Origin of the sequence: Candidatus Symbiopectobacterium endolongispinus (assembly GCF_018777385.1) — a bacterium.
GTDB lineage: Bacteria > Pseudomonadota > Gammaproteobacteria > Enterobacterales > Enterobacteriaceae > Symbiopectobacterium > Symbiopectobacterium endolongispinus.
The window spans coordinates 398095-419941 of sequence record NZ_JAFJYB010000004.1 but is presented as its reverse complement, the minus strand read 5'-3'; the positions used below and the strand labels follow the sequence as shown (position 1 = coordinate 419941).

Genomic DNA, 21847 nt, shown 5'->3' with positions numbered 1-21847 from the left:
CCCCCGACAAGAGGCATGTTGATGTTGCTATTGCCAGAGTTTGGCTATGTTGCGTTGTTGCTTGCAAGCGCCATCGGCGTGGCGACGACGCTGCTGACCGCATCCGGCTGCTATCGCCATTGGCACTATGTGTGTCGACTGGCGCGCGTATGGACGTGGGCGCTGCCGGCTTGGTGTGCGTTAACGCTGGGCATCATGCTGGGGTCGTGGTGGGCTTATAACGAGCTGGGGCGGCTGGTGGTTTTGGGACCCGGTAGAAAACGCCTCTTTGCTTCCCTGGATCACCGCCAGGCGCTGTTGCACAGTTTATACGTGACCAGAATGCGTGGGATCTTCCGCCATTGGTCGATGATACTGGCGATGTTGACATTTATCCTCAGCCTACTCGGTACCTTGATCGTGCGTTCTGGCATTCTGGTGTCCGTTCACGCTTTTGCGCTTGAACATGACAGAGCCGTGCCGCTGTTTATCCTGTTTGCCGCGCTAAGCATGGCCGCGCTGCTGATTTATGGGTGGCGCTCCACAACGCACCGTCCAGCGGCACGCTTTTGTGGCTGGTCGCGGAAAAATCGCTATTTTGCTGGCGCTGTTGTTATTTGCGGCTGTCGCACTGGTGGTGTTATTGGGCACGCTCTATCCGATGGTCTATGGGCTGGCAGGGTGGGGCAAAATGTCCGTGGGAGCGCCCTATTTCAACAGCGTGTTACTGCCTTTCGCGGGTGTGATGCTGCTGATGGGACTGTCGGTGGGGGGATATTGGAAACGTAGTGCGCGTTGGTCAAGGCGACGTGTTGGTGGCACGTTGGCATTGGCTGTTCTGACGATGTTGATGCTGTGGCCGCAGGGCGTTAACGTTGCACTCGGTGCTGGGCTAGTGGTGTGGATGTTGGCGGCACAGTGGCTACAACCGATAACGGCGCTACGCCAGCAACTTCCTGCCCTGTTGGCACATAGCGGCGTTGCGCTGCTGGCGCTGGGGATTATCTTCTCTACGGGCAGCAAACAGGAGATCAGCGCCAATGTCGCGCAGGGTGAACAGATTGCGCTGGGGGATTACCGTTTCCATTTTCGCCAGCTTAATTTGTTGGTCGGGCAAAATTATACCGCTGAACAAGCGGTGATTGCTATCTCTCGCGGTGACGAGCCCATCGCCACCGTCACACCGGAACGCCGCCACTACAACGTACGGCAGCAGCAGATGATGGAGCCGGGCATCGCCTGGGGACCAATCCGCGAGTGGTACGCCGTGATGGGCGAAAAAACCGGTGAGAACCGCTACGCCATGCGTTTTTATGTGCAAACCGGTATTCGTTGGATTTGGGGTGGCGGCCTGCTGATGATCGGCGGCGCGCTGCTCGGGTGGCTGCGCGGGAGGCGGGCGTATGTGTAAACGTGCGATGCTGCTTTTGCTGTTACTGAGTGTGGTTGCACCGGCGCAAGTGGTCGATACCTGGGCATTTTCCAGTCCGGAACATCGCCGGAGAATTGCGCTGTCCGCAGTGCCAAAACCAAAGCCTACTGGAGTCTACTTCGCCCGTGGCGGTCAGTATGCGTCATGAAGTTTTCTTTATGGTCGAACAAGGGAAAACTAAATCAGACATCATGGCGTTCATGAGCGAGCGCTATGGCGATTTTGTGCAGTATAACCCGCCGTTAAAAATGCATACCGGCCTGCTGTGGTTCACGCCGCTACTCCTGCTGCTGGCTGTTGTTGCCATCCTGTGGCGCGTGATACGCCAACAAGCCAGGGGGCGGTCATGATAGTCGCTGCTGCCGCTGTGCTGGTGGTTATCGTCAGTGGCCTGTTATGGCCGCTGCTTCCCGTTAAAAAAACAAAGCAGACAACCGGTTATCCGGTTTACCCGTGCGTATTTTGCAATGGCAGTGCCGACAGGCGCAAACGCAACTCCCGGCCCATGACGCGCAGGCGTTGAGCGAAGAACTGGAGAGTGACATGCCCGTTGCCGAGCGCGCAGCGACGGTGCAGAAGACGATGCCGATGTTACCGCTGGTTATCGCCGTTGCCGTTATCGTGGTGAGCGCTTTTACCGGCTATTCCCTGAGTCACCGCACTGAAGCGCTACGGGTCGAACGCCAGCGGCTTGCCGATCCGCTGCGTGATTTCACTGACACGCAGCAGCAGGAAAAACAGCTTGCGACCATGCAACGCGCGATTCGTGCCACACCTGATAACAGCGTGCTGTGGGCCGAACTGGGGGAGTATTACCTCTATCGTAACGCCTATGACAACGCACAGCGCGCCTACCGGCGAGCGATGGCGTTGAAAGGCGAGAATGCCGAGCTCTATTCGGCATTAGCCACCGTGCTGTATTACCAGTCCGGTCAGATAATGACGCCAGCGACGCGGCAGATGATCGATAACGCGCTGGCGCTGGATGCCAATGAAGTGACCGCGTTGATGTTGTTGGCATCGGACGCTTTCTTGCGCGCGGATTACGCGGCTGCCGTGGCCCTTTGGCAGCGGCTGCTCGATAGTTACAGCTAGCGCATTAACCGGGTTCAACTGATAGAAGCCATTAACACGGCAAAGCTGTTGCAGCAGAGCCAACAATAAACACGCTACTGCCCCCAATCGTCGGTTTTATTGATCTCGATAAAACAGATTAACTCTTTATGAGTAGGCCGCTGACGGGGGGAAACAAGGGCGTCATGGTATGCTAAAACCCTCAATAAGGTAAGGAGTTAACGCCTGATGCTCGAAGCGCGCGATGTGGTCTGCATTCGTGATGAACATGTGCTGTTTAGTGCCTTATCGTTCACGGCCAGCACGGGCGACATGGTGCAGATCGCCGGTGCGAATGGCGTTGGGAAAACCTCGTTGTTGCGCATATTGAGCGGCTTGGCAACGCCCGCTGCGGGTGAGGAGTACTGGCAAGGACAACGTACGGATCGGGTGCGGGCGCATTTCAACCAGCAGCTTCTGTGGTTGGGGCACCAGCCGGGCATCAAGGGCGTGTTGACCGGGGAAGAAAAACTGCGTTTTTTTATCCGCAGCACAGCCAGCCCTCACTGTGGCAAGCGTTGGCCGCTGTTGGATTAGCAGGTTATGAGGATGTGCCCGTCGCGCGCTTGTCGGCAGGACAACAGCGCCGCGTGGCGCTGGCGCGTTTGTGGTTGACGGATGTCCCACTGTGGATTTTGGATGAGCCTTTGACCGCGCTCGATGTTGCCGGTGTCGATATGTTGACGCAACGCATGGAGCACCATGTAACGCAGGGCGGCATCATTATTCTTACCACGCATCAGCCGCTGCGTCCGCGCACTCAGAAAATTCGCTGTATCAATTAGTGCCGGAAGAGGGAGACCGATAATGCGGCGGCTTATGGTGCGCGAATTGCGCGTCGCGATACGCAACAACGCTGAAATCCTTAACCCGATGTGGTTTTTTCTGATTGTGATCATTCTGTTCCCGCTGGCGATTGGGCCTGAGCCGCAGTTGTTACTGCGTATCGCTTCTGGTGTGGTGTGGGTCGCCGCCTTGCTGGCATCACTGCTGGCGATGGATCGCCTGTTTCGCGACGACTATCAGGATGGGTCGTTGGAACAGTTAACGTTGCTGCCTCTGCCCTTGCCGTTAGTGGTCCTGGCGAAAGTGGCGGTGCATTGGATGGTCAGCGGGTTGCCGCTGTCACTGCTTTCTCCTCTGGCGGCTCTGCTGTTTGGTCTGAGCTTTCGTGAGTGGTCAGTGATGGCGCTGACGTTGTTATTGAGCACGCCAACACTCAGCTTTTTGGGCGCCATCGGGGCTGGGTTAACGGTCTGGTTACGGCGCAGCGGTGTGCTGCTCAGTCTGCTGATGCTGCTGCTCACCATCCCGTTATTGATTTTTACCACGGCAGCCATTGAGGCCGCCATGACGCAACTGCCCGTCGGTGGCTATCTGGCGATCCTCGGGGCCTTTCTGGCGGGTAGCGCAACGCTGTGTCCGTTCGCTACTGCCGCGGCGTTACGGGTAGGCCTGAATTGATTATCGATTTTCAGATTTTATCGTCCCGCAGAGATGCGTTTTACGCAAAGTGAGCACACGATTATGTTGAAAAAAACCATCAGCATACCCAGCCGGAGCGGCTTTATCACCGCTGTGGCACGCTTGTTCCCCTCTTTGCGCTGATAAGCGCAGTGATACTGATCGGCGGTCTGGTGTGGGGATTTGGATTTGCACCCGCAGATTATCAGCAGGGCAAGGCTACCGCATCATGTATCTGCATGTGCCTGCCGCCGTCTGGTCTATGGGCGTCTATGCCACCATGGCCATTTTTGCCGTGTGGGCATTGAGTAAATGCTCACAAACGGCAGAGTTGGCGATCGCAGCGATGGCACCCGTCGGCGCGGCATTCACTTTTATTGCGCTGACCACCGGCTCCACCTGGGGGAAACCGATGTGGGGCACCTGGTGGGTCTGGGATGCTCGCCTGACGTCTGAGCTGGTGTTGCTGTTTATCTATATTGGCGTGATTGCGCTCTATAACGCGTTTGACGATCGCCGGTTGGCTGGGCGAGCCATAGCCATTATGGTGCTGGTTGGCGTGGTGAACCTGCCAATCATCTATTTTTCCGTGGAGTGGTGGAACACCCTGCATCATTGGTCGACGAAAATGCAAAAAACCATCGATCCGGCGATGCGTCTTCCTCTGCGACTGATGATGTTAGGGTTTATGAGCCTGTTTGTGACTGTGTCACTGATGCGTTTGTGCAACCTGATCCTTATACAACAGCGCCGTTCTTCCTGGGTAGCTGCGCTGGTTAATCCAAAAGGAGCCGCACGATGAATATCGCCTTTACCAGTTGGCAGGCATTCTTTGCAATGGGCGGCTACGCCTTTTATGTCTGGCTGGCGGCCGCGTTAACGCTGCTGCCGCTCTGCGCGCTGCTGGGTCATACCCTGTGGTATCGTCGCCTGCTGCTGCGAGATATTGGGCGCCAGCAGGCGCGTGAACAGCGTAAGCACCAGGCGCGCCAGAATACCGAGGAGGTGATGCCGTGAGTGTAGTGCGCAAAACCCGACTTTATGCCATGGTGGCCGTTGTTTGCGGGCTGGCGCTGACGATTGGTCTGACGCTCTATGCGTTACGCTCGAATATCGATCTCTTCTATACGCCCAGCGAAATTCTGTACGGAAAAAATGAGACGCAGGAAATTCCGGTTATCGGGCAACGTTTACGCGTTGGCGGTATGGTGATGCCGGGCAGCGTAAGGCGTGATAGATAAAGTTTGCACGTGCACTTCACCGTGTATGACGCTCAGGGATCGGTGTAAGTGACCTATCATGGCATCCTGCCGGATCTGTTTCGCGAAGGGCAAGGGGTGGTGGCGCAGGGGGTGTTGGAGTCTGAAAATCGCATTGCGGCAAAAGAAGTGATGGCGCGCCATGATGAAAAATACACGCCGCCGGAAGTGAAAGCCGCCATGGACGGGCAATATCAACATCAGCCATCGCCCACGGCCAAAGAGGGTGCCCGCTTATGATGCCGGAAGTCGGGAATTATCTGCTGTGTCTGGCACTGGGCGTCGCGTTATTGCTCGGTATTTATCCGCTGTGGGGGGCAACGCGGCAGGATGCACGCTTAATGGCGCTGCCACGTCCGCTTGCCTGTGTACTATTTACCTTGGTATTGGCATCGTTCCTGCTGCTAGCCATCGGCGCGTTCTCGCTCTGCCTGCTCGGCACTTTCCTGGTGCGCTTGGGCGTGCTGGTCTCGGTGCACGCGTTTGCGTCTGACCCCTCGCGCTGGATGTTTATCCTGGCATTTTTAGTGATGGCGATCGGTGGTTCGTTGCTGCTGTTTGCCATCAAAGGTAACCGGGTGCGCTCGCGGGTCACCAACTCGCTGTGGTCACGTGAAACCTTCCTGCTCGGTAATAACCTGATTCTGGTGGCGGCGACGCTGGTGGTATTACTGGGTACGTTGCTACCGCTGGTGCACAAGCAGCTCGGACTTGGCAGTATTTCTATTGGTGCGCCGTTCTTCAACATCATGTTTACCGTTCTGATGGCCCCTTTTGCACTGCTGCTGGGGGTGTGGCCGCTGGTGCGCTGGCGGCGCGATGAGCCGCAAACACTGCGTAAACTGCTGCTGCCGTGGCTGTTGCAAGACACCATTATTGCCATGACAGTGGTTGGGCTGTCGATGGCGCTCTGGGTGTTCTTTCTGACGTTTTACGAACTGCACAGCAATGCAACCCGGCGTCACGGTCTGCTGCGTGGATTGGCGTCGTTGTCCCGCAGTCAGTGGGGCATGACTTGCGCTCACCTTGGTGTTGCGGTCACCGTCGTGGGCATCGCGTTCAGCCAAAATTACAGCGTTGAGCGGGATGTACATATGAAGGCGGGTGACAGTGCGCTTATCCATGATTACCGCTTTACCTTTGAAGGCGTGCGCGATGTGGCTGGCCCCAACTGACACAGCGCCAAAGGAACCATTGTGATCACCCGCAATGACAAGCATGAAGCAACCTTGAAAGCGGAAAAGCGCTTCTACACCACCAGTGGCATGATTATGACGGAAGCGGCAATTGATGCGGGCATCACCCGCAATCTTTACGCTGCACTGGGGGAAGAGCTGGATGATGGCAGTTGGGCTGTATCCTGTGCATGTTCGATCCGCGTTATCGCTTGCGCCGCGCCGTTCGGGAGAGTCAACCATGAGCCATAGAGTGTTATTTATTCCTCTGGCATTGTTTTCAGTGTTGGCCGTGGCGCTGCTGTGGCAACTGGTACGCAACAGCGACGGTGATGATCCTATGCGACTTGAATCCGCGTTGATCGGCAAACCGCTACTGCTCAACGTCTGGGCGACATGGTGTCCAACCTGTCGTGCGGAACACCGTTTCCTGAATATGCTGGCGGCGCAGGGCGTTCGTATTGTGGGGATGAATTACAAGGACGATCGCGTCAAAGCAGTTGACTGGCTCAAAGAGTTGGGCAACCCGTATGCCATGAGCCTGTTTGATGGCAACGGCATGTTAGGGCTGGATCTTGGGGTGTACGGTGCGCCGGAAACCTTTCTGATCGATGGCCGTGGCATTATTCGCTACCGCCATGCTGGCGACCTTAACATGCAGGTGTGGCAGGAGACGCTGAAGCCGCTGTGGGAGCAATACAGTCGTTAGGGGGGCGCATGAAACTGATGGCTTTGTTTGAGGCTTTGTTGCTGTCGTTTGGCGTACTGGCCTCCTCGACGGACGCGTGGCGTTTTGACAATGAGGCGCAAGAGCAACAGTTTCGTGAATTAACCACGCAACTGCGCTGCCCGAAATGCCAAAACAACAGCATTGCCGACTCGAATTCGATGATTGCTTCGGATATGCGGCAAAAAGTGTATGATCTGATGCAGCAATGGCAGAGCAAGCGGCAGGTTGTCGACTACATGGTAAACCGTTATGGCTATTTTGTGACGTACGAACCGCCGTTAACACCATTTACGGTGTTGCTCTGGCTATTGCCTGCGCTCTTTCTGGTTGCGGGACTCTGGATGATTGTGCGACGCGCGCATCGCATCACGCACACTAAGCCACCGATGAGCGAACAAGAGAAAAAACGGTTGCAAGCGTTGTTGGGACGCACGGAGAAACGACCATGATGTTACTGACAACCGTGATTATTGTATCTTATTGTATCGTTGGTAGGGATGACTGCATTGCTGTTTGCGCCGTGGTCTTCGAAAAGCGACTATTCGCGCGACGCGATAAATCAGGCGTTGTATCACGATCGGTTGCGTGAAATTCACTCGGATATCGCCAACGAAAGCGAGCGCTCGCAACTGGTGGAAGACCTGCAACACACGCTGTTGCAGGACATTCCAGGCAGTACGGGCGTGCCGCAGCGTCTGCTTAGCCGCTGGGTGTTATTGCCGGGCATCGTGCTGTTGGCGGCAGTAAGCCTGAGTGTGTTTTGGCACACCGCCTAGATCAATCGGGTGCAGGAGTGGCAGCAGGTTGTGGCATTGACGCCCGATCTGTTGAAACGTGCGCTTGGCCCACAAGCGGAGCCGCTGACCGTTGAAGAGGTCGCCCGTCTTGGTTTCGGGCTGCGTAGCCAGTTGGAAAAGCAGCCGGAGAATGCGCAGTACTGGTGGTTGCTGGGGCGGATTGCCAGCCTGCTCAACAACTATAATACGGCAGTGCAGGCCTATGCTAATGCCTATCGACGCGATCCGCACAATAGCGAGTTGGCGTTGGATTATGCGGATATCCTGTCTCGCTCGACCAACCAGCGTGACAGCGAGCGTGGCGGTGAAATGCTCCGTGAACTGCTGCAAGCGGGTTCCACCAATGTGCGCGCCTTGAGCCTGTTGGCGTTCAATGCCTACGAAGGGCAACGTTATCAGGAAGCCATCGACGCCTGGAAGGGAATGTTGCGCGTCTTGCCGCAAAACTATACGCGCCGTGGGGTGATTGAGCGCAGCATTCAGCAGGCGGAAGCCGCATTGGCGGCAACCCAGCAGCGTCCGTAACTTCGGTTGTTGTTCGTATCGTATATTTTTGTCTCTACCGTTAGGGTTTCGTGCGCGTTAACCCCTGTTCTTATTTGCAACGCGTGTCGCACGCGCCCGACACGGGGCGGCTTAATCGCCGTCGCCCCGTGGCCCCTGGCTGTTCGCAGACTTTCGCGGCATCCATGCCTCTCATCCGGCGAGTACGCTCACCTCAGCGCTATTCTTTATGCGATATAAAAAATCAAAACATTAAGACCAAATAATTCTGATGTGTTGTTGGGGGGATTCTCTGGCATTGCGATGGGAATCGGGGCTTGGGACGGCTCTAGCCGTCCCACCAGGCTTAGAAGGGATCAGAATTCGCTTTTGACACCATGCATATCCGGTAACTGATGCGCGATGCCTTTGTGGTAATCAATGCAGGTTTGGCCGGTTTTAATCTCCTCGGTGTGTTTCTACATCGCCACCGTTTTTTTTGCCCTTAGTAGTCCATATAGTCAAAGTTGTAGCAGTTACGGCACTCCTGTGAGTTGTTATTTTTCATCCGTCGCCATTCGTTTTGCGCCATCGTCAATCGGTGTGCTTCAAATTTTTGCGGCGTATCAATGGTGCCCATGATCTTGCCGTAAAGCTCTTTGCTGGCCTGAATTTTACGTACCATCTTGGGCACAAACTCATGGGGAACATGGCAGTCCGGGCAGGTAGCACGCACCCCGCTACGGTTGTTGTAGTGGGCAGTTGTCATGTATTCCTGATAAATGGTATTGTTCATATCATGGCAACTGATACAAAACGCTTCGCTGTTGCTGTTCTCCATGGTTTTTTGAAACGTAGCCAGAAAGAAAATACCGCCAGCAAAACCGGCAATTAACAGCGTCCCTAATGCCAGACGACTCGGTCGACGCCACCACTGCCTACCCTGTGTAGCCATCCCGCTTTTTCAGGTTGTTTCATTGAAAACCTCACTGTCCAAAACCTTTAGAAGGGGCGAAGGTGTTGCCGGTAATCGGTGTGGCATCCGTCTGCGGCACGTGGCATTGCAGACAGAAGTAACGAGCATGTGCGACATTGCCTAGCGTCTTGCTGTCACGATCTACAAAGTGGGTCGGGCTGACGCGCGGTGCGTTGGTGGAGCGGTAGTTTTCTACGCTATGGCATTGTGGGCAACTGTTAAATGTCGGCGTCACTTGATAGCCATCGACGCTGTGCGGGATCATTGGCGGCTGGTTGACGTAGTTGAGCGCCATTTTCTCTTGTTGCTTGGGCATGCGCGTATTGCCCGGTTGGGCGGTGGAGACTTCCGGTGACTGACTTAACAGATCGGCCTGCGCCGTTGCGAAGGTACTGACAATCATCGCCAGGTCGGGTATCCAGCGACACCATCCCGTTCTTAAGCTCTGGCTTTTCATTATTTTGTTCCCGATTTCCATCTAAGGGTTATTTTAAAAACGTCTTCTGCGCAGACATCAATACAGCGTCCGCAGGTTATGCAGTCACGGTCGGTGACCTGCACTGGACTGTGTTTATCGAGTAAGGGCGCGCGCAGCACCTGCGGTTCCGGACAGACATGAAAGCAGTCCATGCAGCGGGTACAGCGCGTGCGTTCGGCGGCTTCCACCACCAGTGTGCTTTTACAGCCCAGCACGCCATACAGCGCACCCGTTGGGCAGAGGTGACCGCTGGCGAGGCTTTGCAGCACCATTAGCGGATCGCTGAACGGCACGGTATCAAGCAACCGGCTGGCGCTGTAGTTGCCGTGCAGGATCCAGACACCGAACAGCGGACCACTGAGAAACATCAGCAGTACCAGCGATTGTGTCAGCCGCCGCAGCACCAGCCAGCGGTGACTGCGCTACCAACCTTTCCTGGTTTGTGCCTCGCGTCCGGCATCTTGCTTACGATTTGCCATCGCGCGCCTCCAGCCAGCTAAAGCGGTAGTGATGTCCAAGTTCCCCTTTTGCCAGCGAACGCGGCAACACCTTGATAGCCGGTCGCTCCAGTACTCAGGCTTTCTCGCATTTTCCGCAGCCGGTACAGTTATTGCTGTGTACCGTCGGCAGGAAGCGGGCGTGCTTGCCGGTACGCGGGTTGCGTTCCGGCTCCAGCGTGATCGCACTGTCAATCAGGGGGCAGACATGATAACAGACATCGCAACGTAACCCTTGATAATTCAGGCAGTTTTCCTGGTCCAACAGCACCACTAACCCCATGCTGGCATCATCAATGGCTTCCAGTGGTTGCAAAGCGCTACTGGGGCAGGCCGCAACGCAGGGGATGTCTTCACACATTTCGCAGGGAATATCGCGCGCGGTAAAATATGGGGTACCCGCCGCCGGGCCAGAAACCAGCGTCGCCAGTTTCAACGTCTGGTACGGGCACGCCTGCACGCACTGACCGCAGCGGATGCAAGCACCGGAGAATGCCGCTTCAGGCACGGCACCCGGCGGGCGCAGCCGCAGCACATCGGCCTGGCTGCGCCGCTGCTGAATACCGAGCACCGCCACCGCAGCCGATAATCCGGCAACGGTACGTGCCGCGTCGCGTAGAAAGCGACGGCGGGCAGGCGATGAATTTTCCGGGCGAGCCATCTGCGTTACACCTTAGCCAGCTTGACGGCGCACTTCTTGAAATCCGCCTCTTTTGACAACGGGTCGGTGGCGTCCAGCGTTAGGATGTTAACCAACTGGGCGGCGTCGAAGAACGGCATATACACCAGACCGCGCGGCGGCTTGTTACGGCCTCGCGTCTCGACGACGGAGACGATTTCTCCCCGGCGCGAGATGATCTTCACTTTTTCACCGCGGCGCAGATTGCGCTCTTTGGCATCCAGCGGATGGATAAACAGCACCGCCTCGGGAAACGCGCGGTGCAACTCCGGTACGCGGCGCGTCATGCTGCCGGTGTGCCAGTGTTCCAAAACGCGACCGGTGGAGAGCCAGAGATCGCACTCACTGTCAGGCGCTTCCGCCGCTGGTTCATAGGGCAAAGCGAAGATCACCGCTTTGCCATCCGGCTTGCCGTGGAAGCGATATGCCTCGCCCGCTTTGACGTAAGGATCGTGCCCTTCGCTGTAACGCCACTGGGTTTCTTTGCCGTCAACCACCGGCCGGCGCATGCCGCGCACCTGATGGTAGGTGTCAAACGGCGCTAAATCGTGGCCGTGGCCCCGACCAAAGGCGGCGCATTCTTCAAACAAGCCTTTCTGCAAGTAGAAACCAAGCTCGCGCGATTCATCGTTGAGCTGGTTTTCCGCCAGTTCACTGAGCGGGAAGCGTTTAACCGCATTGTTGGCGAACAGTACGTCATAGAGCGTTTTGCCGCGATAGTCAGGTTTTTGCGCCAGCAGCGTTTCCGGCCACACCTCTTCTACCTTGAAACGCTTGGCAAAGCTGACGACCTGCCACAGATCGGATTTGGCTTCACCGGGGGCTTTAACCTGCTGGCGCCAAAACTGTGTGCGGCGCTCGGCGTTGCCGTAGGCACCCTCTTTTTCTACCCACATGGCGGTGGGCAAAATCAGGTCGGCGGCCAGTGCGCTGATGGTGGGGTAGGGATCGGACACCACGATGAAGTTGCGCGGATCGCGCCAGCCGGGCATACGTTCCTCGTTAATATTGGGGCCGCCCTGCATGTTGTTGCACATCACCCAATAGGCATTGAGCGTACCGTCTTTCAGAGCACGGTCTTGGGCTACGGCGTGCAAACCAATTTTGTCAGGGATGGTGCCAGCGGGCAGTTGCCACTGTTTCTCCGTGATGTCGCGGTGTTTTTCGTTGGTGACCACCATGTCAGCTGGCAGGCGATTGGCGAAGATGCCGACTTCACGCGCGGTGCCGCAGGCGGAAGGCTGGCCAGTTAACGAGAACGGACCACAGCCCGGTTGGGAGATCTTGCCGGTCAACAGGTGAATGTTATAGACCAGATTGTTGGCCCATACGCCGCGCGCGTGCTGGTTAAAGCCCATGGTCCAGTAAGAGATCACTTTCTTGTTTGGATCGGCGTAGAGTTTTGCCAGCGCTTCCAACTGATCGGCGGGAATACCACTGAGTGCAGCGGTTTTCTCCAATGTGTATTCCGCGACAAAGGCTTTATAAGCCTCGAACGTCATCGGCTCCGAGGCATCAGAACCGGGGTTTTTCGCCGCTTTTTCCAACGGATGGGTCGGGCGCAGGCCATAGCCAATATCCGTCGCGCCTTTGCGAATATTCACATGCTGGGTAAGGAATTTCTCGTTAACCACATTGTTCTGAATGATGTAGTTGGCGATGTAGTTGAGAATGGCGAGATCGGTTTGCAGCGTAAACACCATGCCGTTATCCGCCAGTTCGAAGCTGCGGTGTTGGTAGGTGGAGAGCACCGCTACGTTGACGCTGGGGTTGGACAGGCGGCGATCGGTGATGCGTGACCAAAGGATCGGGTGCATTTCGGCCATGTTTGATCCCCACAGTACGAACGCATCGGTTTGCTCGATGTCATCGTAACAGCCAATGGGTTCATCCATACCGAAGGTGCGCATGAAGCCGACAACGGCAGAGGCCATGCAGTGACGCGTATTCGGGTCGATATTGTTGGAGCGGAATCCGGCTTTGAACAATTTGGCGGCGGCGTAACCTTCCCAGATAGTCCACTGGCCGGAGCCAAACATGCCGATACCGTTCGGACCTTTCTCTTTCAGTGCGGTTTTAAACTTCTCCGCCATGATGTCAAACGCCTGATCCCAGGAGATGGGGGGTAAATTCCCCATCTTTGTCGAACGCACCATCACGCATACGCAGCAGCGGTTGGGTCACGCGGTCCTGCCCGTACATGATTTTCGGCAGGAAATAGCCTTTGATGCAGTTGAGGGCGCGGTTGACCGGTGCATCAGGATCGCCCTGACTGGCAACGATATGGCCATTTTGCGTTCCGACCAGTACGCCACATCCCACGCCGCAGAAGCGACAGGGCGCTTTATCCCAGTGGATACTGTCCTACTGCTCGGTCACGGCGCGGACAGCCGTCGGTATACTTATGCCTGCTACCGTTGCCGCCGCTGCGACAGCGTTAGCCTTCATAAAGTGTCGTCGACTGAGTTTCATGGTGTTTCCTCACCCTGAGGTTGTTCATCAAGCTGGTGGTAAACCAGCGAAACCGCCAGTACGCCTGCAACTTCACGTATTGACGCTATGTGTGTTAACAGCGTGTCTTCTGAATCTGACCCCAGCACCACGGCCATTTTTCCGCTCTTGTTGTCGCAGGCGGCAACCTCCACGTTAGGGAGTGCGCCTACTGTCGCTGCCACGCTCGCGGTGTTTTGCGTGTGGGCGTGAACCACCAAACTGCAAACGTACCAGACTGTGTTCATCGGTTTTCCTGTTGCGCCGTGAGACGCTCTGCGGGGATGTTTATTATTGATATCGCGTGGGCGGGGCACCCAGCGATACAGGCACCACAGGTGGTGCAATTCGCCTCATCAAGCCGTGGTGTGGCAACGCGGCCAAGCGTTGGGCGAAACAGGATGGCTTCCGTTTCGCAACTGTCCTGACAACTGCGGCACTCCACCTGCTGCTGTGCCAGACAGCGTTCGCCGATTGACAGGCTGTATTCCCAGGGCTTTGTGTGACGCTCGGCAAACAGTGCTTGTGGGCAGGCGCTGGCACACACATAGCAAAACGTGCATTCACCGCGCAGGAAGTCGATTACCGGGAATCCCCCCGACCCGCGTTGCACAATGCCCGTGTGGCAGGCAGCAACGCAGGCGTTGCAACGCGTGCAGGCATCGATAAAACCCGCTTCTTCCCCGATCCACGGGGGACGCAACGTGCTGTATGCACGCTGTCGGCCACCGCTAAACAGGAAACGACGGGAGAGATCGGTCATGGCAATACGTTGCTCCGGCAGGGGAAAATGCCCCCAGAAAAAACACTGTTTTTGTAGGGGTTACACTATTCCTCTTACCGTTTAGTGGATAATCACCCTTTAGAGGTAAATATGGATGCAGGATCAAGCTTATGCTGGATTACCATGCGGCCTGCTCGCTTGATTGATGGCAGAAAGGGATAATGGTGCCAGCAGCATTTTTGATGCTCTCTGGGTGATTTATGTGATGTGAAAGGGGATTAATCGTCGTGATGGTCAAACGTCCTGTCTCTACCAGCCTTGCTCGCGCTTTCTTTTACATCGCCTTGCTGTCATTCCTGACAACCGGTATCGCGTTGTTGACCTTGGCGATCGGCCTGCGCGATGCCGAAGCGATCAACATCGCAGGCTATATGCGTATGCAGAGCTATCGCATGGGCTATGACTTGCAGGGCGATCGCACCGAATTAACCCAGCATCGCCAGTTTTATGCGCAAACGCTGGATTCGCCGGTGTTTCATCTGCTGGCACGCTGGTACGTGCCGCGAGAGGTGCACGAGCAATATACCACGCTGTTGGTGAACTGGACGATGATGGACGCGGGAGATCTTGATTGGTATCAACAGAATATTGTCCGCTATGTCACCCAGATTGACCATTTTGTACTCGCATTGCAGCACTATTCCGAGCGCAAAATGAAGATAGTGGTGGCGACATCAATGATTGGGGCTGCTGGCGCAAACGTTCACCCGCATGACGGATGAATTGCACAAGCTCTATCGCTCGCTCGAGGAGAAAGTTCGGCAGAAAACGCTGCGCCTGCAAGAAGCGAACCGCATGTTGAAGGTGCTGTATAACTGCTCGCAGGCGCTGAATGTCAGCACTATCGACCGGCACTGTTTCCAGAGCATATTGCAGATCGCCCACCGCTATGAAACGGTTGGCTGTCTGGAAATGTGTGTCGGTGAGAACTGGCGGCTGAGCGAAGGGAAGGAGAATGCGGGGGCGACGTGGCAGGCATTGCCTATCCGTTTGCAAGACGTCGAGTTTGGGCAACTGCGCTGGCAGGCCTCCACGCAGCAGCCATCGACGCAACTTATGGAGAGCGTCGCCAACATGCTGGGGCGCGGCCTCTATTTTAATCAGGCACAGAAGCACTACCAACAGCTGTTGCTGATGGAAGTGCGCGCCACGATTGCCCGAGAGCTGCATGACTCGTTGGCGCAGGTGCTTTCCTATTTGAATATCCAACTGACGCTGCTCAAGCGTGCGGTATCGGAAGAAAATGTGCAGGCCCGGCACATCATCACAGATTTTGAGCAGGCGTTGAGAGATGCTTATCGTCAACTGCGTGAGCTGTTGGTGACGTTTCGTTTGACGTTGCAGCAGGCGGATTTACCGGCTGCATTACAAGAGATGATTGAACCGTTGCGTGCACAAACCAGCGCTAATATCCAGATCGATTGCCGCATTCCGACTCAGGCGCTGGATGCTGCGCAGCAGGTGCATTTGTTGCAGATCATCCGTGAAGCGGTGTTGAATGCCATCAAGCATGCTCAGGCAACGGCCATCGTGGTCAGTTGTCGCACTCAGCCCGATGGTGGTCACTGTGTTGACATTCGTGATGATGGACGCGGTATTGGCAGTCACGAAGAGCCCGCGGGGCACTACGGCCTGAACATTATGCATGAATGCGCCGGGCGTTTGGGCGGCACGCTCTCTATTGGTTCCCATCCTGAGGGGGGAACGCGGGTCAGCGTATGTTTTTCAGCACCAGCGACCGCACACAGCAGTACCAACGATATCAATGATAAAGAAGAATAAGATCTCTGCCCTAAATAATTCGCGTTGCAGGAAGGAGGCAAGTGAATGACAACAAATTTGCACAGCGTTTGCGTTGACCCGAAAGGTGAACTTCAGGGATGAGGTTCATCCATCCCGATGCGCTTACTTAGGTAAGTGATTTGGGTGAGTGAGCGCAGCCAACGCATCTGCAACGTGAAGTATGACGGGTATGTCCTTTGGGAGTGAGTAATGTCAGAAACATTGAGCTACCGCGTGATGATTGTCGACGATCATCCGCTTATGCGCCTGGGTATCCGTCAGTTACTGGAAACCGATGCTATTTTTGAGGTGATTGGGGAAGCCAGCAATGGTGTGGAGGCGCTCAGCCTCGCCAATCGTGATTCACCCGATATTATTTTGCTCGACCTCAATATGAAAGGGTTGAGCGGATTGGATACGCTGCACGCGCTGCGGCATGATGGCATCTGTGCGCGCATTATCGTGCTGACCGTGTCGGATTCACCGGGCGATATTTACGCGCTGGTGGATGCGGGGGCTGATGGGTATCTGCTTAAAGACAGCGCGCCGGAGAGCCTGTTGGCGGCGATCCGTAACGGCGACGCCTTCAGCGAACAGGTGGAAGCGGTTTTACAAAACCGCATGGCGATGCAAGAGATCCCTTCGCCGTTTACCGTACTCACCGAGCGTGAGCTGGACGTGCTTCAGGAGGTGGCATCGGGGTTGTCCAACAAGCAGATTGCCTCTGCGCTGTTTATTTCGGAAGAGACCGTGAAGGTGCATATCCGCAATATCTTGCGTAAGTTGAACGTGAGTTCGCGCGTGGCAGCTACCGCGCTGTATCTGCAAACGCGCGGTTTATGACGTCAGGGGTCAGATCTTTGGTTTTTGATCAGCACCCACTGGATCGACAATACGCTCAGCATCACGATAATCAGCCCAGGCAATGCCATTCCCTGAATGCGTTGCCCGAGAAATACCCACCCCAGCACCACGGCCGTGACCGGGCTCAGCAGGCTCATTGCCGACACCGCGACCGGCGAAAGATGGCGAATGCCGCGAAACCACAGCGCATAGGCTAGCATAGCGCCTACCACACACAGCCATACGTAACCGGCAATCTGCGTGGCTGTTAGCACAGGTAGCGGCGGATCGACCAGCAGTGCTACCGGCAATAAAAACATTCCGCCGAGCAGTAACTGCCATCCGGTCAGTGCCATCACTGGCATTGAGAGCGACCAACGCCGCGATAGCCAGGTGCCTAATGCCATGCTGACCGCCCCCAGAAACGCCGCGCCGATCCCGATGGTGTCAACGATTGTTTGCGGTGAAAGCAGCGGCATCGCCATGCCGATAATTCCGGTAAAGGCAGCCAGAACGGCGGTTAGCGGGGATCGCTGCCGATCAATTCCCCAGGCCAGCAGCATTACCAGCAGCGGTTGTATCGCACCGATAACGGCGGCCAAACCGCCGGGTAAACGGTAGGCGGCAACAAACAACAGCGCCTGAAACGCGCCGATATTGAGGATGCCGGTAACGATCAGCTTCCACCATTCGTTGCGCAACGGGAAATGACGACACCATAACAGCAGAGCACATCCCGCAGGCAGGACACGCAGCAGAGCCGCGATAAAGGGTCTGTCAGGCGGCAGAAACTGCGTGGTAACGATATAGGTTGTGCCCCAAATTGTGGGTGCCAGCGCGGTGAGCAGCAGATCGAAAAGGGGATAACGTGACAAAAAGGCCATGATTTTATCTTTGCTTCAAGCTAAATTAGTGAGCAAAGTATGCAGTGATAATTATCTTGATATCAAGATAAATGAGCGGGTGATGACAAAAAAACTCAGACGGATGCCGTCGATCGAATTTTAGAACAGTGGAAGCGTGAACGTCCGGATCTGGATTGCAGCTCGATGGGGCCGATCGGCCGCCTGAAGCGCTGTGCGTTGCTGCTGGAGCCGCGTGTTGACGAGGCCTTCGTAGAGCACGGGCTGGTACGCTGGGGATTTGATATTCTCGCCACGCTGCGGCGCGCTGGCGCGCCGTTTGTGCTGTCACCCACACAGCTGTTTTCCACCCTGATGATCACCTCTGGTACCATCACACACCGGCTGAAAGCGTTGGAAAAACGTGCGTTTATTTCACGTTTGCCCAATACGGAAGATGCACGCAGCATGCTGGTGGCATTAACGCCGCAAGGCCGCGCGGTGATCGACCGCGCCGTCGAAACCTATATCTAAAACGAGCGGCAACTGCTGTCCGGGCTATCTGCGGCAGAGCGCCAGCAGTTGAACGAGGCGCTATCCACCCTGATGCAACTGCTGGAGAACGAGTAACCCTGCCTGTCCTCTCAGCCGGGAAAATCTAGCCTAAGGTGCTGCGCCGCACGGGAAGGGCGTTGAACACGCGTCGGGACGGTGTTCCCGTTGCCGGAGCGATCACCAACTGGCACGCGGCTTCAGCCATCTCAGCCAAAGGCTGAGCGAAGGTGGTCAAATCATAGCCCAGCCAACTGGCCTGTTCGATATCATCGAAGCCAATGATACTGATATCTTCCGGAATCTGCAGGTCGAACTCGTGTCGAGCGGCGTCGATAAAACCGCAGGCAATCAGATCGGTGACGCAAAATACCCCTTCCGGAGGCGTTTCTGTGCTTAACAATTCGCGCGTGGCGGTAACGCCAGTAAGGTAACTGGCGCTGCCCGGTTGGGTCAGCGTGATGTTAATCCCTCGTTCGGCCGCCGCATCAAGAAAGCGCGTTTCGCGCATTACCATGCTGGGGGAACGTGCCGATGACGATACCAACGCGATCTGCTGACAGCCAGCAGTGAGCAACAAGTTTAATGCATCGGCCATCGTTGAGCGGTAGTCAATATCGATATTGTCCGCCCCCTCAAACTGTCCCATACGGTTAATAAAAATTACCCGCTGTCCGCTTTGCAGGCAGGTTTAGATCAGCGCGCCCGGCGGTTTTCCTGACAACACAATCGTTGCCGTTGAACGATAATTCATGGTTTGTTGCAGGGCATCCCTGACAGACTCTTCACCGTCGTCAGTGTTGATCACCATCACCGCGCGTCCAGCGTGGTTCAGACGGCGGGTGAGGTGCTCCAGCAGGCTTGCCTGATAAGGTGCGGCCAGATTACCGCCAAGAATACATACCGGACGACAGGCCTCTTTGGAGAGGCTACGCGCCAGGTGATTGACGTAGTAGTTAAGCGTTTGTGCGGCGGCAAGGACTTTGCGCCGCGTCTCTGCTGAGACGCTGCTGCCGGGTGTAAAGGTGCGCGATACCGCTGAACGCGATACGCTCGCCAACTGCGCGACTTAGGCGGCGCTGGCAAACCCGCTGCTTTTGCTGTAACTGCTCTCACTCATCGTGCCATTCCGTTGCAATCAATGCCTTTTCACGCAGGATGGCATGTTCAGCCAGACGCGTCAGCGACGGCTTCGGCGTTTCAAACCATTCATCTGGGTGTAGCTGACGTTTCTCTCGAATCAGTGCGATGACATCGCCAAGCGTCGGATAACGTTCAGGGCATTCGAGATGCATAAACAGGGCGACCAGTGCCACAGAGCGACTGCGCCCGCCACGACAGTTGACCAGAATATTGCCCCGCCTGCGGTTGCGATAAGACGGCTTATCGGGAATTTGCTGTAACAGCGCGGAGCGCATCAAATGATAGCCTGCGTGCAGCATCGCCGGCGCATTGCCTTCGCCGTCAATCAGCCCGAGTTTGTAATAGCGAACCGGCCCGGCACCGTGGGAAAGCAGATGGGTATCGGGTGTCGCTTCCTGGATCGTCACCCAATCGATATCGAGATTCACCGCGCAATTGATCACGATGCCGAAATCGTGTTCGGCCAGCAGCGCGGCATCACAGACACCGCTGGCACCGCCGATATAGATATCCATGCCCCATCCAGGGAAATTTTCGCTGATCAGGCTGATGGGGGGACGCGGGTATACTGGTGTAGATGGCGGCGTTGGCGCGGGCGTAACTGCCTCGTTTGCCAACGGAATGCTGGCGGCGCGTGCTAACGCTGCGGCAACGCCCGGTGCTGCTGCCAGTACCGGCAAGCCGTTATACAGGCCGGCGGCATCCTGCGGGATGATACCGGTTTGTCCTCCCGCTTCACGCATCAGCAGTAATCCTGCCAGGCAGTCCCAGGCGTTCGTATGGATTTCCACATAGCCATCAGTGCGGCCTTCCGCGACCCAGGCCAGCGCCAGTGCACCGGAACCACCACGGCGGATACTGGCCCCCAGATTGAGCAGGGCGGACATCACATCCAGATAGCGGCGCTGGCTGTGACGCGCAGACCACCCCAGTTCAAAAGAGGCCAACTGTGTGTCCGCAATGGCGGTGCAGCGCAGCGGTTGGTCGTTTTTTTAAGGCGTAGTGTCCGCGGCGTGCCAGATAGAGTTCCTGACTGACTGGGTTATAGATGGCCCCCAGTTCTGTAATGCCACGATACACCCAGGCGATGCACACGCAGAAATGGGCGATTCCGCGCGCAAAGTTGGCGGTGCCATCAATCGGGTCGACAACCCATAAACTCGCTGTGTTGTCTGGTTGGCGTGCGGACTCTTCACCCAGAATCAGATCGCCGGGAAAGGTTGCGCCAAGCTCACGTAAAATCAGGGCTTCTACCAGAGTGTCTGCTTCGATCAGGATATCCTGATGGCCCTTGAGTTCATATTCCCCCGCTTTGCGCGAACGAAAATAACGCAGGGCGGTATCACCAGCGCCCAGAATGATGCGTTTTAATGCCGCTTCGCGCTGCTCAATGTCGATGTTCGTCAACGTAATCTGCCTGTTTAAAAGTGAAAAGGGGCGATGCTACGGTTTGAGTCAAACCTTATTTCTTGTAGTTAAGGCTCCAGATATCCTGCCAGTCCTGACGGCTTTTCCAGTCCTCTTTAGCCGTATCTGTCAGGTATTCCATCAATTCTGAACGGTATTTTTCAATCCCGTACGCTTCGTTTGCGGGCAGTGAGACTGTCTGGTTGGTGGACATTTTGCCATCGACGCTCTGCGGCCCAATCCCTTCTGCGGTCAACAAATAGTGGATAAACAGTTTAGCGGCGTTAGGGCTGTGGCTGCCGGTGGAGATCACCCCCAGACTGGGATAATTCCAGCCGATAAACGGTTTAAGTCCGTTACACAACCCCAACTTCATCCCTTGTTGGTTATCACGGAATTTCGCGGTTGAAACCAGACCGACAAAATCGGCGTTTCCATCCGGTGCGCTAATGGCTGAGGCCGCATCATTATCGGAGTGGGTGAGCTGCCAGATATTGGTGACGGGGCAGGTGGTGTGACGCGCGGTATTGTAAGCAAACACGTTGGGTGCCAGCACCACGGTTAACGGGTTTTGATAACGGGCAGCGACGTTGCCTTTCAGGTCATCCGGAACCCAGCTTTGCACATAGCCTTTACTGAGCAACTGTGTGATTGCCGCCGGCGTATCTTCCACGATAGCGACATCGGCCCGGACGTTTTTTGCTTGCGCTTCGCGGCTGATAATTTCGATGATCTGCGGCGCATCGGCTTTTACGCCAGTGGCCTTAAGCCCGTACTTTTCGCTAAAGGCTTTGGCCTGCTGCACGATTTTACCGGTTGAAGCATAAACGGTTAACGGGTGCTCTTGCTGTGCGGCGGCGATCAAGGCTTGCAGTTAGGCGGTTTCAGCATGGGTTAACGGGCTGATTAGCAAAGTGCTGGTGACCAACAGTGCAGTGAATG

Annotated in this window: 18 protein-coding genes and 12 pseudogenes; 17 read left to right on the top strand and 13 right to left on the bottom strand. The window is 55.9% G+C overall.

The window, feature by feature from the left end:
• Positions 1-21: 21 nt before the first annotated feature.
• The 14 genes and pseudogenes from ccsA to JZM30_RS17540 all read left to right on the top strand — a co-directional run bounded on the left by ccsA (position 22) and on the right by JZM30_RS17540 (position 8474).
• Positions 22-768 (top strand): cytochrome c biogenesis protein CcsA, encoded by a 747-nt coding sequence (gene ccsA / locus JZM30_RS25010; protein WP_498038001.1) that lies wholly within the window; start codon positions 22-24, stop codon positions 766-768.
• Positions 671-1390 (top strand): cytochrome c-type biogenesis CcmF C-terminal domain-containing protein, encoded by a 720-nt coding sequence (locus JZM30_RS24820; protein ID WP_498038017.1) that lies wholly within the window; start codon positions 671-673, stop codon positions 1388-1390. Before ccsA ends, JZM30_RS24820 begins: the two co-directional genes overlap by 98 nt.
• Positions 1383-1761: pseudogene (gene nrfF, locus JZM30_RS17595) on the top strand (heme lyase NrfEFG subunit NrfF). The gene JZM30_RS24820 and the pseudogene nrfF overlap by 8 nt, the downstream one beginning before the upstream one ends.
• Positions 1758-2575 (top strand): annotated as a pseudogene (nrfG, locus tag JZM30_RS17590) (heme lyase NrfEFG subunit NrfG). Before nrfF ends, nrfG begins: the two co-directional pseudogenes overlap by 4 nt.
• 138 nt (positions 2576-2713) lie before the next feature.
• Positions 2714-3309 (top strand): annotated as a pseudogene (ccmA, locus tag JZM30_RS17585) (cytochrome c biogenesis heme-transporting ATPase CcmA).
• Positions 3310-3331: 22 nt separating this feature from the next.
• On the top strand, positions 3332-3988 hold the full coding sequence (ccmB, locus tag JZM30_RS17580; RefSeq protein WP_252320250.1) for a heme exporter protein CcmB: 657 nt from the start codon (positions 3332-3334) through the stop codon (positions 3986-3988).
• 140 nt (positions 3989-4128) lie between these two features.
• A pseudogene (locus tag JZM30_RS17575) lies at positions 4129-4790 on the top strand (heme ABC transporter permease).
• Positions 4787-5005 (top strand): heme exporter protein CcmD, encoded by a 219-nt coding sequence (gene ccmD / locus JZM30_RS17570; RefSeq protein ID WP_252320248.1) that lies wholly within the window; start codon positions 4787-4789, stop codon positions 5003-5005. The pseudogene JZM30_RS17575 and the gene ccmD overlap by 4 nt, the downstream one beginning before the upstream one ends.
• Positions 5002-5487, top strand: a pseudogene (gene ccmE, locus JZM30_RS17565) (cytochrome c maturation protein CcmE). The gene ccmD and the pseudogene ccmE overlap by 4 nt, the downstream one beginning before the upstream one ends.
• Before the next feature lie 158 nt (positions 5488-5645).
• Positions 5646-6667: pseudogene (locus JZM30_RS17560) on the top strand (cytochrome c-type biogenesis CcmF C-terminal domain-containing protein); the annotation flags it as partial.
• Positions 6664-7131, top strand: coding sequence for a DsbE family thiol:disulfide interchange protein (locus JZM30_RS17555; protein ID WP_252320246.1), 468 nt, complete (start codon positions 6664-6666; stop codon positions 7129-7131). The pseudogene JZM30_RS17560 and the gene JZM30_RS17555, both read left to right, overlap by 4 nt.
• 8 nt (positions 7132-7139) lie before the next feature.
• Positions 7140-7601 carry a cytochrome c-type biogenesis protein gene (locus JZM30_RS17550; protein WP_252320244.1) on the top strand — a complete coding sequence of 154 codons (462 nt, stop codon included), beginning with the start codon at positions 7140-7142 and terminating at the stop codon, positions 7599-7601.
• Between the two features lie 48 nt (positions 7602-7649).
• A complete protein-coding gene (gene ccmI, locus JZM30_RS17545) occupies positions 7650-7928 on the top strand; it encodes a c-type cytochrome biogenesis protein CcmI (protein WP_252320242.1) in 279 nt (92 codons plus the stop codon).
• A gap of 30 nt (positions 7929-7958) precedes the next feature.
• A complete protein-coding gene (locus JZM30_RS17540; RefSeq protein ID WP_252320240.1) occupies positions 7959-8474 on the top strand; it encodes a tetratricopeptide repeat protein in 516 nt (171 codons plus the stop codon).
• Between the two features lie 335 nt (positions 8475-8809).
• On the opposite strand, the pseudogene napC reads toward JZM30_RS17540, so the two are convergent.
• The 7 genes and pseudogenes from napC to napF all read right to left on the bottom strand — a co-directional run bounded on the left by napC (position 8810) and on the right by napF (position 14315).
• Positions 8810-9387: pseudogene (napC, locus tag JZM30_RS17535) on the bottom strand (cytochrome c-type protein NapC).
• Between the two features lie 31 nt (positions 9388-9418).
• A complete protein-coding gene (gene napB / locus JZM30_RS17530) occupies positions 9419-9865 on the bottom strand; it encodes a nitrate reductase cytochrome c-type subunit (protein ID WP_252320238.1) in 447 nt (148 codons plus the stop codon).
• A pseudogene (locus JZM30_RS17525) lies at positions 9865-10365 on the bottom strand (4Fe-4S dicluster domain-containing protein). The gene napB and the pseudogene JZM30_RS17525 overlap by 1 nt, the downstream one beginning before the upstream one ends.
• Positions 10352-11044, bottom strand: a pseudogene (gene napG / locus JZM30_RS17520) (ferredoxin-type protein NapG). The pseudogenes JZM30_RS17525 and napG overlap by 14 nt, the downstream one beginning before the upstream one ends.
• A gap of 5 nt (positions 11045-11049) precedes the next feature.
• A pseudogene (gene napA / locus JZM30_RS17515) lies at positions 11050-13534 on the bottom strand (nitrate reductase catalytic subunit NapA).
• On the bottom strand, positions 13531-13800 hold the full coding sequence (napD, locus tag JZM30_RS17510; RefSeq protein WP_252320236.1) for a chaperone NapD: 270 nt from the start codon (positions 13798-13800) through the stop codon (positions 13531-13533). The pseudogene napA and the gene napD overlap by 4 nt, the downstream one beginning before the upstream one ends.
• Positions 13797-14315, bottom strand: coding sequence for a ferredoxin-type protein NapF (gene napF, locus JZM30_RS17505; RefSeq protein WP_252320234.1), 519 nt, complete (start codon positions 14313-14315; stop codon positions 13797-13799). The genes napD and napF overlap by 4 nt, the downstream gene beginning before the upstream one ends.
• Before the next feature lie 248 nt (positions 14316-14563).
• On the opposite strand from napF, the pseudogene JZM30_RS17500 reads away from it, so the two are divergent.
• Both JZM30_RS17500 and narP read left to right on the top strand, forming a co-directional pair.
• A pseudogene (locus tag JZM30_RS17500) lies at positions 14564-16118 on the top strand (nitrate/nitrite sensor histidine kinase).
• A gap of 210 nt (positions 16119-16328) precedes the next feature.
• On the top strand, positions 16329-16961 hold the full coding sequence (gene narP, locus JZM30_RS17495; protein ID WP_252320232.1) for a nitrate/nitrite response regulator protein NarP: 633 nt from the start codon (positions 16329-16331) through the stop codon (positions 16959-16961).
• Positions 16962-16963: 2 nt separating this feature from the next.
• Here narP and JZM30_RS17490 read toward each other — a convergent pair whose 3' ends face one another.
• Entirely contained in the window at positions 16964-17845 is an 882-nt protein-coding gene (locus JZM30_RS17490) for an EamA family transporter (RefSeq protein WP_252320230.1), read from the bottom strand.
• A 117-nt stretch (positions 17846-17962) separates the two neighbouring features.
• Here JZM30_RS17490 and JZM30_RS17485 point away from each other — a divergent pair.
• Positions 17963-18433 (top strand): annotated as a pseudogene (locus JZM30_RS17485) (MarR family winged helix-turn-helix transcriptional regulator).
• A 28-nt stretch (positions 18434-18461) separates the two neighbouring features.
• On the opposite strand, the gene JZM30_RS17480 reads toward JZM30_RS17485, so the two are convergent.
• From JZM30_RS17480 to JZM30_RS17460, 5 genes are read right to left on the bottom strand one after another with little or no spacing between them, the layout of a single operon-like run.
• Entirely contained in the window at positions 18462-19004 is a 543-nt protein-coding gene (locus JZM30_RS17480) for a substrate-binding domain-containing protein (RefSeq protein ID WP_252320228.1), read from the bottom strand.
• Between the two features lie 42 nt (positions 19005-19046).
• Positions 19047-19415, bottom strand: coding sequence for a LacI family DNA-binding transcriptional regulator (locus JZM30_RS17475; protein WP_252320226.1), 369 nt, complete (start codon positions 19413-19415; stop codon positions 19047-19049).
• Between the two features lie 52 nt (positions 19416-19467).
• Complete coding sequence (locus JZM30_RS17470) at positions 19468-20445, bottom strand: inositol monophosphatase family protein (protein WP_252320224.1); 978 nt, start codon at positions 20443-20445, stop codon at positions 19468-19470.
• Positions 20432-20905: an inositol monophosphatase family protein gene (locus JZM30_RS17465; RefSeq protein ID WP_252320222.1), complete on the bottom strand. Its 474-nt coding sequence runs from the start codon at positions 20903-20905 to the stop codon at positions 20432-20434. Before JZM30_RS17465 ends, JZM30_RS17470 begins: the two co-directional genes overlap by 14 nt.
• 55 nt (positions 20906-20960) lie before the next feature.
• On the bottom strand, positions 20961-21770 hold the full coding sequence (locus JZM30_RS17460; protein WP_252320220.1) for a substrate-binding domain-containing protein: 810 nt from the start codon (positions 21768-21770) through the stop codon (positions 20961-20963).
• Between the last annotated feature and the right edge of the window lie 77 nt (positions 21771-21847).